Annotated in this window: 13 protein-coding genes; 7 read left to right on the top strand and 6 right to left on the bottom strand. The window is 72.6% G+C overall.

Annotation, left to right across the window (positions count from 1 at the left end):
• Positions 1–48 precede the first annotated feature (48 nt).
• The 6 genes from trpC to lgt all read left to right on the top strand — a co-directional run bounded on the left by trpC (position 49) and on the right by lgt (position 5,147).
• Positions 49–858, top strand: a complete 810-nt coding sequence (gene trpC / locus AC07DF_RS21745; RefSeq protein ID WP_454360234.1) for an indole-3-glycerol phosphate synthase TrpC — start codon at positions 49–51, stop codon at positions 856–858.
• 21 nt (positions 859–879) lie between these two features.
• Positions 880–1,101 (top strand): tryptophan biosynthesis modulator TrpM, encoded by a 222-nt coding sequence (gene trpM / locus AC07DF_RS21740; RefSeq protein ID WP_478973628.1) that lies wholly within the window; start codon positions 880–882, stop codon positions 1,099–1,101.
• A 58-nt stretch (positions 1,102–1,159) separates the two neighbouring features.
• On the top strand, positions 1,160–2,443 hold the full coding sequence (gene trpB, locus AC07DF_RS21735; RefSeq protein ID WP_478973625.1) for a tryptophan synthase subunit beta: 1,284 nt from the start codon (positions 1,160–1,162) through the stop codon (positions 2,441–2,443).
• On the top strand, positions 2,440–3,258 hold the full coding sequence (trpA, locus tag AC07DF_RS21730; protein ID WP_478973622.1) for a tryptophan synthase subunit alpha: 819 nt from the start codon (positions 2,440–2,442) through the stop codon (positions 3,256–3,258). Before trpB ends, trpA begins: the two co-directional genes overlap by 4 nt.
• Positions 3,259–3,344: 86 nt before the next feature.
• Entirely contained in the window at positions 3,345–4,121 is a 777-nt protein-coding gene (locus tag AC07DF_RS21725; protein WP_478973619.1) for a DsbA family protein, read from the top strand.
• A gap of 84 nt (positions 4,122–4,205) precedes the next feature.
• Positions 4,206–5,147, top strand: coding sequence for a prolipoprotein diacylglyceryl transferase (gene lgt / locus AC07DF_RS21720; protein WP_478973616.1), 942 nt, complete (start codon positions 4,206–4,208; stop codon positions 5,145–5,147).
• 61 nt (positions 5,148–5,208) lie between these two features.
• Here the strand turns inward: lgt and AC07DF_RS21715 are convergent, their stop codons facing one another.
• Genes AC07DF_RS21715 through AC07DF_RS21690 form a run of 6 tightly spaced genes read right to left on the bottom strand, consistent with a single transcriptional unit; the run spans position 5,209 to position 12,123 of the window.
• On the bottom strand, positions 5,209–6,033 hold the full coding sequence (locus tag AC07DF_RS21715) for an HpcH/HpaI aldolase/citrate lyase family protein (RefSeq protein ID WP_478973613.1): 825 nt from the start codon (positions 6,031–6,033) through the stop codon (positions 5,209–5,211).
• A complete protein-coding gene (locus AC07DF_RS21710) occupies positions 6,030–7,241 on the bottom strand; it encodes a CaiB/BaiF CoA transferase family protein (protein ID WP_478973610.1) in 1,212 nt (403 codons plus the stop codon). The genes AC07DF_RS21715 and AC07DF_RS21710 overlap by 4 nt, the downstream gene beginning before the upstream one ends.
• Entirely contained in the window at positions 7,238–8,671 is a 1,434-nt protein-coding gene (locus AC07DF_RS21705) for an ADP-ribosylglycohydrolase family protein (protein WP_478973607.1), read from the bottom strand. Before AC07DF_RS21705 ends, AC07DF_RS21710 begins: the two co-directional genes overlap by 4 nt.
• Positions 8,659–9,828 (bottom strand): ADP-ribosylglycohydrolase family protein, encoded by a 1,170-nt coding sequence (locus AC07DF_RS21700; RefSeq protein WP_478973604.1) that lies wholly within the window; start codon positions 9,826–9,828, stop codon positions 8,659–8,661. The genes AC07DF_RS21705 and AC07DF_RS21700 overlap by 13 nt, the downstream gene beginning before the upstream one ends.
• Positions 9,829–9,835: 7 nt before the next feature.
• A complete protein-coding gene (locus AC07DF_RS21695; protein WP_478973602.1) occupies positions 9,836–11,110 on the bottom strand; it encodes an ADP-ribosylglycohydrolase family protein in 1,275 nt (424 codons plus the stop codon).
• Positions 11,107–12,123: an ADP-ribosylglycohydrolase family protein gene (locus AC07DF_RS21690; protein WP_478973600.1), complete on the bottom strand. Its 1,017-nt coding sequence runs from the start codon at positions 12,121–12,123 to the stop codon at positions 11,107–11,109. The genes AC07DF_RS21695 and AC07DF_RS21690 overlap by 4 nt, the downstream gene beginning before the upstream one ends.
• Before the next feature lie 227 nt (positions 12,124–12,350).
• Between AC07DF_RS21690 and AC07DF_RS21685 the strand changes: the two genes are divergently transcribed.
• Positions 12,351–13,082, top strand: coding sequence for a VIT1/CCC1 transporter family protein (locus tag AC07DF_RS21685; protein WP_478973599.1), 732 nt, complete (start codon positions 12,351–12,353; stop codon positions 13,080–13,082).
• Positions 13,083–13,170: the final 88 nt, after the last annotated feature.

Raw genomic sequence — 13,170 nt, 5'->3', positions numbered from 1 at the left:
TTCGACTGGTCGCTGGAACTGTCAACCGTCAGGAAGGGGGCCGCTCGCGTGAGTGTGCTCGACGAGATCATCGACGGAGTCCGTGCCGACCTCGCGGAGCGGCAGGCGCGCGTCAGCCTCGACGAGCTCAAGGAGCGCGCGGCGAAGGCTCCCGCGGCCAAGGACGGCGCGGCGGCGCTCCGCGGCGACGGCGTCAAGGTCATCTGCGAGGTCAAGCGCTCCAGCCCGTCCAAGGGCGCGCTGGCCGCGATCGCGGACCCGGCCGGGCTCGCCGCCGACTACGAGGCGGGCGGCGCGGCCGTCATCTCGGTGCTGACGGAACAGCGGCGCTTCGGCGGCTCGCTCGCCGACCTCGAGGCGGTCCGTGCCCGTGTCGACATCCCGGTCCTGCGCAAGGACTTCATCGTCACGTCGTACCAGCTCTGGGAGGCCAGGGCCTACGGCGCCGACGTCGTCCTGCTGATCGTCGCGGCCCTCGAACAGCCCGCCCTGGAGTCCCTCATCGAGCGCGCCGAGTCCATCGGGCTCACGCCGCTGGTCGAGGTGCACGACGAGGACGAGGTCGAGCGGGCGGTCGACGCGGGTGCCCGCGTGATCGGCGTCAACGCGCGCAACCTCAAGACCCTCGAGGTCGACCGCGGCACCTTCGAGCGCGTGGCCCCCGAGATCCCCGACCACATCATCAAGATCGCCGAGTCCGGCGTCCGCGGCCCGCACGACCTCATCGCCTACGCCAACGCCGGCGCCGACGCGGTCCTGGTCGGCGAGTCCCTCGTCACCGGCAAGGACCCCAAGACGGCGGTCTCCGACCTGGTGGCGGCGGGCGAACACCCCGCACTCCGGCACGGCCGGAGCTGATCACCCGCTAGGCTTGCCCCGATGACTCTCACCATGACGACCGTGGACCGGTACGCCCGCCTCGCGCGCGGCTGCCGCCCCCGCGGCTGCCGCGCCCCGGCCCGCCGGGTCCACGGCCGCCGCGTGCGCTACGTCATCGGTGACGAGCCGGGCCAGGTGAATGGCATGCGATGGCAGCAGCGCCCTGTTTCTGGGGGCGCGGGGAACTGCGCGAACGGCCACAGCGGGCCCGCAGCCGACTGAGACCCTTGCCCCCACGGCGAATAGTGCACACCCACACACTCACCGTGAAGGTTTCCGCATGCCCAGCCAGTTCTTCATCCCCGACCCTGAGGGTCAAACCCCCAGCCCCGAAGGCTACTTCGGGGCGTTCGGCGGCAAGTTCATCCCCGAGGCCCTCGTCGCCGCAGTCGACGAAGTGGCCGTCGAGTACGACAAGGCCAAGCACGACCCCGAGTTCGCCAAGGAACTCGACGACCTCCTGGTCAACTACACCGGCCGCCCCTCGGCGCTCACCGAGGTCCCCCGCTTCGCCGAGCACGCGGGCGGCGCACGGATCTTCCTGAAGCGGGAAGACCTCAACCACACCGGCTCCCACAAGATCAACAACGTGCTCGGCCAGGCCCTGCTCACCAAGCGCATGGGCAAGACCCGCGTCATCGCCGAGACGGGCGCCGGCCAGCACGGCGTCGCCACGGCCACCGCGTGCGCGCTCTTCGGCCTCGAGTGCACGATCTACATGGGCGAGATCGACACCCAGCGCCAGGCCCTCAACGTCGCCCGCATGCGCATGCTCGGCGCCGAGGTCATCGCCGTGAAGTCCGGCAGCCGCACGCTCAAGGACGCCATCAACGAGGCCTTCCGCGACTGGGTCGCCAACGTCGACCACACGCACTACCTCTTCGGTACGGTCGCCGGCCCGCACCCCTTCCCGGCCATGGTCCGCGACTTCCACCGGGTCATCGGCGTCGAGACCCGCCGCCAGCTCCTGGAGCGCGCCGGGCGCCTCCCCGACGCGGCCGTCGCCTGCGTCGGCGGCGGCTCCAACGCCATCGGCCTCTTCCACGCCTTCATCCCGGACACGGACGTACGCCTCATCGGCTGCGAGCCGGCGGGCCACGGCGTCGAGACCGGCGAGCACGCGGCCACCCTCACCGCCGGCGAGCCCGGCATCCTGCACGGCTCGCGCTCCTACGTCCTCCAGGACGAGGAGGGCCAGATCACCGAGCCGTACTCGATCTCGGCCGGTCTGGACTACCCGGGCATCGGCCCCGAGCACTCCCACCTCAAGGACTCCGGCCGCGGCGAGTACCGCGCGGTCACGGACGACGCGGCCATGCAGGCCCTGCGTCTGCTGTCCCGTACCGAGGGCATCATCCCGGCCATCGAGAGCGCCCACGCGCTGGCCGGTGCCCTGGAGGTCGGCAAGGAGCTGGGCAAGGACGGGCTGATCGTGGTCAACCTGTCCGGCCGCGGCGACAAGGACATGGACACCGCCGCGCGCTACTTCGGCCTGTACGACACCGACGCCGAGGTGGCCGAGGACGCCTCCGGCACCGCCGAGATCGAGGGGGACGCCAAGTGAGCGGCAACATCCAGCTGTTGACGGACACTCTCGCCGCGGCGAAGTCCGAGGGGCGCTCCGCCCTCATCGCCTACCTCCCGGCCGGGTTCCCGACCGTGGACGGGGGCATCGAGGCGATCAAGGCCGTCATCGACGGCGGCGCCGACGTCGTGGAGGTCGGTCTGCCGCACAGCGACCCCGTCCTCGACGGTCCCGTCATCCAGACCGCCGACGACATCGCCCTGCGCGGCGGCGTCAAGATCGCCGACGTGATGCGCACCGTCCGCGAGGCCCACCGGGCCACCGGCAAGCCCATCCTGGTCATGACGTACTGGAACCCCATCGACCGCTACGGCGTCGAGCGGTTCACGGCCGAGCTCGCCGAGGCGGGCGGCGCCGGGTGCATCCTGCCCGACCTGCCCGTGCAGGAGTCGGCGCTGTGGAGGGAGCACGCGGAGAAGCACGGGCTCGCCACGGTCTTCGTCGTCGCCCCCAGCAGCAAGGACGAGCGGCTCGCGGACATCACCGCCGCGGGCAGCGGCTTCGTCTACGCCGCTTCCCTCATGGGCGTCACCGGCACCCGCGCGACTGTCAGCTCGCAGGCCGAGAACCTGGTGGAACGCACCCGCGCCACCGGCACCGGCCTGCCGGTCTGCATGGGGCTCGGCGTCTCCAACGCCACCCAGGCGGCCGAGGTCGCCCGCTTCGCCGACGGCGTGATCGTCGGCTCGGCGTTCGTCAAGGCCATGCTGGACGCGCCGGACGACGCGGCCGGTGTCGAGGCGGTCCGGGCGCTCGCCGGTGACCTCGCGAAGGGCGTGCGCGGACAGGCGTAAGAAACCGGGAAGTCATACCGGTCCCTCGTACGGGTGGACCTGGGGCTGGGGAGGCGCGGTGCGCCTCCCCGGTTCGTTTCCGGGGTGTGAGCGAGAAGAACCGTGAGGGAAAGCGCACCGCCCGGGAGAAGCTGGCGGTCGAGCGCGAGAAGCAGAAGTCCGCGGACAAGCGCCGGCGCGCGCTGATCGTGGGCGGGGCCGTCGTCGCCGTCCTGGGTCTCGCGGCGGTGATCGGCGTCGTCGCCGCCAACGCCGGCAAGGAGGACGACAGCGAGGCGTCGGGCCCGGTCGTGGCTCCCTCGGGAGCACAGGGCAAGGACGGCCTCGCCGTCCCGGTCGGCAAGGACAGCGCCAAGTCCACGCTCACGGTGTGGGAGGACTTCCGCTGCCCGGCCTGCAAGTCCTTCGAGACGACGTACCGGCCGGTGATCCACGAGCTGACCGAGGCCGGCGAGCTGAAGGTGGAGTACCACCTGGTCACCCTCATCGACGGCAACATGGGCGGCACCGGCTCCCGCAACGCGGCCAACGCCGCGGCCTGCGCCCAGGACGCCGGGAAGTACCCCGCGTACCACGACGTGCTCTTCGACAACCAGCCCTCCGAGGTCGACGACGCCTACGCCGACAACGACAAGCTGATCGAGCTGGCCGGCAAGGTCGGCGGCCTGGACACCCCCGCCTTCCGCAAGTGCGTGCAGGACGGCACGCACAACGGCTGGATCGCCAAGTCCCACCAGGCCTTCGACAAGGGCGGCTTCTCGGGCACGCCGACCGTGCTGTTCAAGGGCGAGAACATCTACCAGGACCGGGCGATGACCCCGGCGAAGCTGAAGAAGATGGTGCTGGAGGCGAACAAGGCGTAAAGGCTTTTCTCACGCCCCCGTTATGGACCCGTAGCCGGGCTGCCTGCCGTGGGCCCGGTGCGGCAGGGTAGCGTCGACCTTGCCATGGAACTTGCCTTCATTCCCAGCCCGTCGCGCGGGGTGCTGTACCTCGGCCCCATTCCGCTGCGCGGCTACGCGTTCTGCATCATCATCGGCGTCTTCGTTGCCGTCTGGCTCGGCAACAAGCGCTGGATCGCCCGGGGCGGGCGGGCCGGCACGGTGGCCGACATCGCGGTCTGGGCCGTGCCCTTCGGCCTGGTCGGCGGTCGGCTCTACCACGTGATCACGGACTACGAGCTGTACTTCAGCGAGGGCCGTGACTGGGTGGACGCCTTCAAGATCTGGGAGGGCGGTCTCGGCATCTGGGGCGCGATCGCGCTGGGTGCGCTGGGCGCGTGGATCGGCTGCCGCCGCCGGGGCATCCCGATGCCGGCCTACGCCGACGCCGTCGCCCCCGGTATCGCCCTCGCGCAGGCCATCGGCCGCTGGGGCAACTGGTTCAATCAGGAGCTCTACGGCAAGCCGACCGACCTGCCGTGGGCCCTGGAGATCACGTCCTCGGCGGACGGGCGGGTGCCGGGCACCTACCACCCGACGTTCCTGTACGAGTCGCTGTGGTGCATCGGCGTCGCGGTCCTGGTCATCTGGGCCGACCGCCGCTTCCGGCTCGGCCACGGGCGGGCGTTCGCGCTGTACGTCGCCGCGTACTGCGCGGGGCGCGGATGGATCGAGTACATGCGTGTCGACGACGCCCACCACATCCTGGGTCTCCGGCTGAACGTGTGGACCGCGATCTTCGTCTTCCTGCTCGCCGTCGCCTACCTGGTGATCTCGGCGAAGAAGAGCCCCGGCCGGGAAGAGGTCGTGGAACCCGGTGCGGAGGCCTCCGGTGGTGAGGCCGGCGGTGGCGAGAAGGCCGATGACGCCGGCAAGGACGACGAGGCCGAGGACGAGGCCAAGGACGACGAGGCCAAGGACGGGGCCGGGTCCGCGAAGAAGACCTGACCGTCTGCAGCAGGTACGCGTGACTGAGGGCGCCCGGAGGATTCCGGGCGCCCTCAGTCATTCAGCGGCGGCGGGCCAGGGACAGCGTGCGCTGGGCCGCGGTCACCACCGCCGCGTCGACGAAGCTCCCGTCCGGGAGAGTCTGGGCGCCCTGCTGCGTCGCCGCGGCCTTGATGATCGTCTCCGCCTGCTCGATCTCCCCCTCGGTCGGCAGATAGGCACGTTCGATGACCGGCAGCTGACGGGGGTGGATCGCGGCCCGGCCCAGGAAACCGAGGGCACGGCCGTGGGCGCAGGAGGCGGCCAGGCCCTCCAGGTCGCTGACGTCCGGGTGGACCGACTGCGCCGGCGGGGGCAGGCCTGCCGCCCGGGCGGCCACGATCACCCGGGAGCGGGACCAGTCCAGCCCAGCGTCGTCCCGTACGCCCAGGTCGGCCCGCAGGTCCGCCTCCCCGAGCGCGATGCCCCGCAGGGACGGATGGGCGCCGGCGACGGCGTACGCCTGTTCCACGCCGAGGGCCGTCTCCAAGAGGGCGTAAAGGGGCAGCCCAGGGGAGGCGGCGCGCTCGGCGATCCGGACGACCTCAACGGGTGAGGTGATCTTGGGGAGTCGCAGGGCGCAGAGGCCGGGAGCGCGGGACACGGCCGCGATGTCCGGCGCGGCCCACGGGGTGTCCAGGGCGTTGACGCGGACGTGCACCGGGATCGCCGGCAGGTCGCCGAGCAGGTCGGCGGTGGCGGCGCGGGCGTAGGCCTTGCGGTCCGGGGCGACCGCGTCCTCCAGGTCGACGACGACGATGTCGGCGCCGGAGACGAGGGCCTTCGCCACCACGTGTGGGCGGTCGCCCGGGGCGTACAGCCAGGTGAGCGGGTAGGCCGCCGTCACAGGGCGCCCTCCGCGCGCAGCGCCGTGAGGTCGGCCGGGGACAGGCCCAGCTCGGTCAGGACCTCGTCCGTGTCGGCGCCGTGCGGGCGGCCGGCCCAGCGGATCGCGCCGGGCGTCGCGGAGAGGCGGAAGAGGACGTTCTGCATGCGCAGGGGGCCCAGTTCCGGGTCGTCGACCGTGGTGATGGTGTTCAGGGCCTGGTACTGCGGGTCCGCCATCACGTCCCGGACGTCCTGGACCGGGGCCACCGCCGCCTCCGCCTTCTCGAAGGCCGCCAGGACGTCCGTGCGGGTGCGCGCGGCGATCCAGGAGCCGACCGCCTCGTCCAGGAGGTCGGCGTGCCGGGCCCGGTCCGCGCCCGTGGCGAACCACGGCTCGTCGATCAGTTCCGGGCGGCCCACCAGGTGCATCACGCGCTCCGCGACCGACTGGGCCGATGTCGAGACGGCGACCCAGGTGCCGTCCGAGGTGCGGTAGACGCCGCGCGGGGCGTTGTTGGGGGAGCGGTTGCCGGTGCGGGGCTGGACGTGGCCGAGCTGGTCGTACCAGAGGGGCTGGGGGCCGAGAGCGGCCAGGATCGGTTCGATCAGGGCCATGTCGACGACCTGGCCCGCCCCGGTGCGTCCGCGTGCCGCCAGCGCGGTCATCACCGCGTACGCCGTCGTCAGGCCCGCGATGGAGTCGGCCAGGCCGAACGGGGGCAGGGTCGGGGGCGCGTCCGGTTCGCCGGTGATCGCGGCGAAGCCGCTCATCGCCTCGGCGAGCGTGCCGAAGCCGGGGCGGTGCGCGTACGGGCCGAACTGGCCGAAGGCGGTGACGCGGGCGAGGACCAGGCGGGGGTTGGCGGCCGACAGCTCCGGCCAGCCCAGGTCCCACTTCTCCAGGGTGCCGGGGCGGAAGTTCTCGATGATCACGTCGGCCGTGGCGGCGAGGCGCAGGAGGGTGGTGCGGCCGCCCGGTTTCGACAGGTCCAGGGTGATGGTGCGCTTGTTGCGGCCGAGCATCTTCCACCACAGGCCGACGCCGTCCTTCGACGGTCCGTGGCCGCGGGAGGGGTCCGGTTTCGCCGGGTGCTCTACCTTGACGACCTCGGCGCCGAAGTCACCGAGCAGGGTGGCGGCGAGCGGGCCGGCGAAGAGGGTGGCGAGGTCGAGGACGCGGAGGCCGGTGAGGGGAGCGGTCGTGGGCGCGGTCGTGGCAGCGGTCATGGGCGGTGGGTCTCCCGGTGCGTGAGGTGGGCGAGTGCGTCGAAGCCGATGCCGTCGAAGTCGCCGATGGATGTGGCGAGACGGTTCTTCAACGGGGCCGTCCAGTGGTCGGGGAGGGCCGCCGGGTGTCCTGCCAGCAGGCCGGCGACGCTGCCGGCCGTCGCGCCGTTGCTGTCGGTGTCCCAACCGCCGCTCACGGCACGGCAGATGGAGCCCGTGAAGTCGCCGTTCGCATGGGTGAGGGCGGCGGCGATCAGGGCGGTGTTGGGGACGGCGTGCACCCAGTGGTACGTGGGGGAGTGGGTGGCGTGGAGTTCGTCGACGACGGTGTCGAAGTCGTCGTGTTCGGCGGCCAGTCGGATGGCGTGCTGGACGGCTCGAGCGAGGCGGGAGCGGGGAGGGACGACGGTGAGGCCGGTGCGCAGGCAGGTGTGGATGTCGTGTTCGCCTGTCGCCGCCGTCGCGAGGGTGGCCGCCGTGAACATCGCCGCGTAGACGCCGTTGGCGGTGTGGGTGAGGGTGGCGTCGCGGTGGGCCTGTTCCGCGGCGGCGGCCGGGTCGCCGGGGTTGGTCCAGCCGTGGACGTCGGCGCGGATCAGGGCGCCGATCCACTCGCGGAACGGGTTGCGGTGGCGGGCGGTGTGCGGGGGTTCCAGGCCGGAGAGGAGGTTGCGGTAGGCGATGCGCTCGGCGGTGAAGGTGCGGCCGGCGGGGAGTTCGTCGAGCCAGGTGCGGGCCACGTCCGTGGTGGTGAAGGTGCTGCCGTGGCGTTGGAGGACGAGGAGGTTGAGGAGGGGGTAGTTGAGGTCGTCGTCCTCGGGCATGCCGTCGATGTTCTCGGCGAGGGAGGTGGTTGCCGAGCGGCGGTTCCAGGGGTGTTGCTCGAGGAGGTCTTCGGGGACGCCCTTGGCTGTGAAGTAGGTGGTGAGGGGCCAGTTGCCTGTTGAATGGGCCAGTTGGCGGATGGCCTCCAGGGGGAGTTTCTCCACTGGTTTGCCGAGGAGGCAGCCGGCGGCTCGGCCGAGCCAGGCGGCTTCGAGGTGCTGCGGCGTGGGGGCGGGGGCGGAGGTTGGGTCGCTCGCCCGCGCCGGCGGGGTGCCGCCTGCGCCCACCCGTGCCGCCCCAGCGGCACGACTGCCCGCAGGCTCGGGCCAGTTGGCGCAGGCCAACCTGACTTTCTCCAGGTCCGTTGGTTCGTCGTCCGTCAAGCTGCTCGGCAGGTCCGCCAGTTCGTCCAGGAGGTCTCTCGCCAACCGGCGGAGGTAGCGGGACGCGGGAGTCGGGGACGCCCCTGCTGTGAGCGGGGCCTCCGGGCCGCCTGCCGCTCGCCAGCGGGCCGCGATCGCCTTCGGCTCGCGGCCGTCCTGGGACGCCTGGCGGAGTTCGTGGCCGATCAGGTCCTCCGGCTGGACCCAGGTCAGTCGGAGCATTCCGGCCCTCCGAGGGACGCGAAGGCCTCTTCGTGGGCGCGGCGGCGGGACACGTCCCGGGCGAAGATCTCGCGGGTGACGGCCGTGAGGGTCGTAGCCGGTTCCCAGAGGTCCAGGCGGCTTGCCTCCGCGACCGTCTTGGACCAGTCCTGGGGGATCGGCGAGCCGAGGGCGCCGGCCATGGCCCCTGCCATCGTGGCGATGGAGTCGCAGTCACGGCCGTAGTTCACCGAGCCGAGGACCGCGTGGCGGTAGTCGCCCTGCGCCACGAGCAACATGCCCAGGGCTACGGGGAGTTCCTCGATCGCGTGCAGACGGGAAGGGCGGCGGGCGCCTAGGGAGGGGGACCGGTAGTCGGGGCCCACGGTGTCGTAGGGGGCCACCGCCTCGCGCAGGGGGCGCAGCGCCGACTCGAAGTCCGTGTGCCGGGAGGCCTCCTCGCAGACCCGTTCGATGGCGGTGCGAGTGCCGTCCTTCGCGAGGGAGAGGCACGTCGTGATGACCGAGTCCGGGGTCGCCCCGGGCGTGCACGCCGCCGCGACCGCCGCGGCCAGGACGCCCGCCGCCTCACGGCCGTACGACGACTGGTGCGCGCCCGCGATGTCGAGGGCCTCGGCGTAGGCGGCACGGGGGCCGGTCGCGTTGACCAGGCCGACCGGGGCCGTGTACATCGCCGCGCCGCAGTTGACGACGTTGCCGGTGCCGGCCTCGCGCGGGTCGGCATGGCCGTAGTGGATCCTCGTCACCAGCCATTTCTCCGCCAGGAAGATCCGTTGGAGGGGGAGGGCCTCGGTCTCCAGTTCCGGGATCCAGCGTGGCTCGGTCATGAGGTCGGGGACCAGGTGGTCGGCGACGGCGTAGGCGTCGAGGTGGTCGCGGACCCGGGCGTAGACGCGGACGAGGGCGTGGGTCATCAAGGTGTCGTCGGTGACGTGGCCGTCGCCCTTGTGGTACGGGGCGAGGGGGCGGGCCGTGCGCCAGGCGTCGCCGTGCCAGGGGCCGACGACGCCGTGGACGCGGCCGCCGTGGCGTTCCAGGATCTGCTCGGGGGAGTAGCCCTCGACGGGGCCGCCGAGGGCGTCGCCGACAGCGGCTCCTACCAGGGCGCCGGCGATCCGCTCGTCCAGCGAGGCGTTTTGGTGGGATTTGGGCTTCATGGCCGCATCATCCACCTGGGCGGGCCGGTTGTGCGGCTTCCAGGAGTTCGGCGAGTTCTACGAGGTCGGTGCCGGTGAGGCGGGGCAGGACGCAGCCGGAGAGCGTGCGGCAGGTCTCCCGCCAGGAGGCCGGGATCGAGGCGCCGCCGCCCAGCGCGCCGGTGAGGGCGCCCGCCAGGGCCGGGGCGGAGTCCGCGACCCGGGACAGACAGGCCGCCGCCGGAACCGCCTCCGCGATGCGGCCGCGGGCGGCGGTGGCCAGGGCGAGGGCGACCGGGACCGTTTCGGCGGCGGCGATGCCATAGCTGTAGACGTGGTCGACGATCTGGTGTTCCAGGGGCGGGACCAGGGCGAAGGCGCTGTCCGAGGCGGCGGCGAGACGCAGTGCGTGCCGGGCGTTGCGGCCGATCTCCGTCTCCTCGGGGAGTTCGGCGAGGGCCGCCGTGACACAGGCGTCGACGTTCGCGCCGGCCAGGGCGAGGGCGAGGGCCGCGGCCATCGCGCGGGCGCCGTGCACGCCGTCGCCGTCCTGGGTGTAGCGGGCGTCGAACTCGGCGAGGGCGGCGGCGCGGGCGGGGTCGCCCGGGTGGGCCAGGGCGAGGACGCAGGCGCGTACGCAGGCCGCGTCGTCGAAGTAGTGCGGGTTGTCGTGGCCCGTGGCGGGTGGTCGCAGGCCGGTGGCGAGGTTGCCGAGGCCGGCGCGGACGGAGATGCGGGCGCGCAGGGGGAGGACGGCGGACTCGATCTCGGGGGCGCGGTCCGCCGCGGCGGCGACCTCGCTTGCGATGGCGTTCCAGGTGAGGTCGATCGCGGCGCGGGTGCGGCGTTCCCGGCTGAGGTCGTTCAGGACGGTGTCGTCGCCGGCGCGGAGGAGGGCCTCGGCGGCGAAGGCCGCCCACTCGGCGTCGTCGGAGGGGCCGAGGCGGAGGGGTTCGGGGGGTTGGTTCAGGGCGATCGGGACGGGGAGGGTGGTCGTCGCGTTGTGTTCGGCGAAGGTGTCCAGCTCGCGGGTGAGGCGGCGGGTCCAGTCGGGCATGCGGGCGGCTCTGTGGCGGGCGGCGGGCCAGCCGGCGGCGTCTCCGGCGGCCAGTCCGAGCAGGAGGCCTTCGGGCCTTCTGGCCTCGGCTTCGCCTTCGGCCCTTTTGTCTCCCACCCGCGCACCGCCCGTAACTGTCACCCGAGGGGTCCTGGTCTCCCGTGGGGCGCTTTCGCCGTCGGCGGCTGCGGGTGGCTCCTGTGGGTGCTTCTCGCCGTCCGCGGCTGACGGTGCCAGGGGGGTCATGCTCGTACCTCCGCTTCGCCGTCCGCTGTCAGCAGGTCCGCCACGTCCCGTACGTGGTAGCCCGCCATCGCCGGGAGGCATCGGCCGCGGACCGGGCCGATGGGGGTGGCCCAGGCCTCCGGGATCGCCGAGACGCCCCGTGTCGCGCCCGCCAGGGCCCCCGCCACCGCCGCGGTCGTGTCCGCGTCGCGGCCCATGTTCACCGCTGTCAGGACGGACTGCTCGAAGTCGCCGTCGGCCGCCGCGTACGCGCCGAAGGCGAGGGCGACCGCCTCGGGGGCCAGGTCGGTCCAGGGGTAGCCGCCGATGACGACCGCGGAGCGGACCGCCCGTTCGCCCCGGTGGGCCACCGCCACCGCCCGGCGCAGACAGCGGGCCGTCCACGAGTCGTCGGGCACGACCGCGAGCGCGGCGGCCACCACCGCGATGGGCTGGGCGCCCGCCATCGCCGCCGCCACACCCGCCGCCACCGCCTGGCCGCCGTAGATGCCCTCGCCGTCGTGGCTCACCGAGCCGTCGATCGCCACCAGACGGGCCGCTTCCGCGGGGCGGCCCGCCGCGAACACCCCGAAGGGGGCCGCGCGCATGGCCAGGCCGTCGCTCCAGGCGTGCCGGTGCTGGGCGGAGATGGGCGCGGCAAGTCCTCGGCGGAGGTTCTCCAGCGTGCCGCGTTCGCTGAAGCCGGCGCCCCGGAAGGGGCCCTCGTCGCGGTCGGCGATCCACTCGTGCCAGGCCGCCTCCACATGTGCCGGGGTGAGTGCGGAGCCGTGCCGGGCGAGGAGGAGGCCGGAGAAGATCGCGTACTCGGTGTCGTCCGTGCCGGACGGGTTGTCGGTGACGTAGCCGGTGATACGGCCCCACCGGGCGCGGATCTCGGAGGGCTTCATGTTCTCGGCCGGGGCCCCCAGGGCGTCACCGACGGCCAGGCCCAGCAGTGCGCCCCGTGCCCGTTCGCGGAGTCCGGCGGCGTCCCCGGGAGCCGGGACGGAGGGGATGCAGGCGATCGATGCCATACGGCATGTGTCCCACTCCGGCGACCGCCCCGAGCCTCGGGAGCCACAGCATCACCCGGTCGACATCTGCGCAGTGTCCTGATCAGGTGAGCGGACAAGGGTAAAACCGCAGGTTAGCGCAGCCTTTCCTTGCTGGCGGCGCCGGAATTCACAGCGTACTTTGGGTGTTGTAAAAATCTGGAACTCGTCCAAAGAAGCCGTTGAAGCAAGGGAATCGGGGATCTTTCATGGCCATCATCGAGACCGAGGCGCCGCTGCACGAGGCGCACCGGGACAACCACACTCACCGGGACGTGAACGGCGGCTGGCTGCGTCCCGCGGTGTTCGGCGCCATGGACGGCCTCGTCTCCAACCTGGCCCTGATGACCGGTGTCGCGGGCGGGGCCGTGAGCCAGCAGACCGTGGTCCTCAGCGGACTCGCGGGTCTGGCCGCCGGCGCGTTCTCCATGGCCGCAGGCGAGTACACCTCGGTGGCCTCGCAGCGCGAGCTCGTCGAGGCCGAGCTGGACGTGGAGCGGCGCCAGCTGCGCAAGCACCCGAAGGACGAGGAGGCCGAGCTCGCCTCGCTCTACGAGTCGAGAGGCGTCGAGCCGCGGCTGGCTCGCGAAGTCGCCCGGCAGCTGTCCAGGGATCCCGAGCAGGCGCTGGAGATCCATGCCCGGGAGGAGCTGGGGATCGACCCCGGCGATCTGCCCTCGCCCACCGTGGCCGCGGTGTCGAGCTTCGGCTCCTTCGCGCTGGGCGCGCTCACTCCCGTACTGCCGTATCTCCTGGGTGCGAGCACCCTGTGGCCCGCCGTGCTGCTCGCGCTGCTGGGGCTTTTCCTGTGCGGCGCGGTGGTGGCCAAGGTGACGGCCCGCACCTGGTGGTACAGCGGGCTGCGGCAGCTGTTCCTGGGAGGCGCGGCGGCCGGTGTGACGTACGCCCTGGGCACCTTGTTCGGAACGGCCGTAGGATAGCTCGGCTCGGACTTATGCGCTGGGCCGTATAAGTAGCCGTTACTCGCTGGTTTCGGATGTGGAACCACGGGGCATGAGCCGTAAGCGC

Source organism: Streptomyces sp. NPDC044719, from assembly GCF_056433405.1.
The sequence above is the reverse complement of the archived record's forward strand: the minus strand, read 5'-3'. Positions and strand labels throughout refer to the sequence as shown.

Excerpts from the sequence above, each read along its gene's own strand:
- trpM (WP_478973628.1), top strand. The coding sequence starts at position 880 with ATGACTCTCACCATGACGACCGTGGACCGGTACGCCCGCCTCGCGCGC.
- AC07DF_RS21685 (WP_478973599.1), top strand. The coding sequence starts at position 12,351 with ATGGCCATCATCGAGACCGAGGCGCCGCTGCACGAGGCGCACCGGGAC.
- AC07DF_RS21695 (WP_478973602.1), bottom strand. The coding sequence starts at position 11,110 with ATGACCCCCCTGGCACCGTCAGCCGCGGACGGCGAGAAGCACCCACAG.
- AC07DF_RS21705 (WP_478973607.1), bottom strand. The coding sequence starts at position 8,671 with ATGCTCCGACTGACCTGGGTCCAGCCGGAGGACCTGATCGGCCACGAA.
- AC07DF_RS21710 (WP_478973610.1), bottom strand. The coding sequence starts at position 7,241 with ATGACCGCTGCCACGACCGCGCCCACGACCGCTCCCCTCACCGGCCTC.
- AC07DF_RS21700 (WP_478973604.1), bottom strand. The coding sequence starts at position 9,828 with ATGAAGCCCAAATCCCACCAAAACGCCTCGCTGGACGAGCGGATCGCC.
- lgt (WP_478973616.1), top strand. The coding sequence starts at position 4,206 with ATGGAACTTGCCTTCATTCCCAGCCCGTCGCGCGGGGTGCTGTACCTC.
- AC07DF_RS21690 (WP_478973600.1), bottom strand. The coding sequence starts at position 12,123 with ATGGCATCGATCGCCTGCATCCCCTCCGTCCCGGCTCCCGGGGACGCC.
- trpB (WP_478973625.1), top strand. The coding sequence starts at position 1,160 with ATGCCCAGCCAGTTCTTCATCCCCGACCCTGAGGGTCAAACCCCCAGC.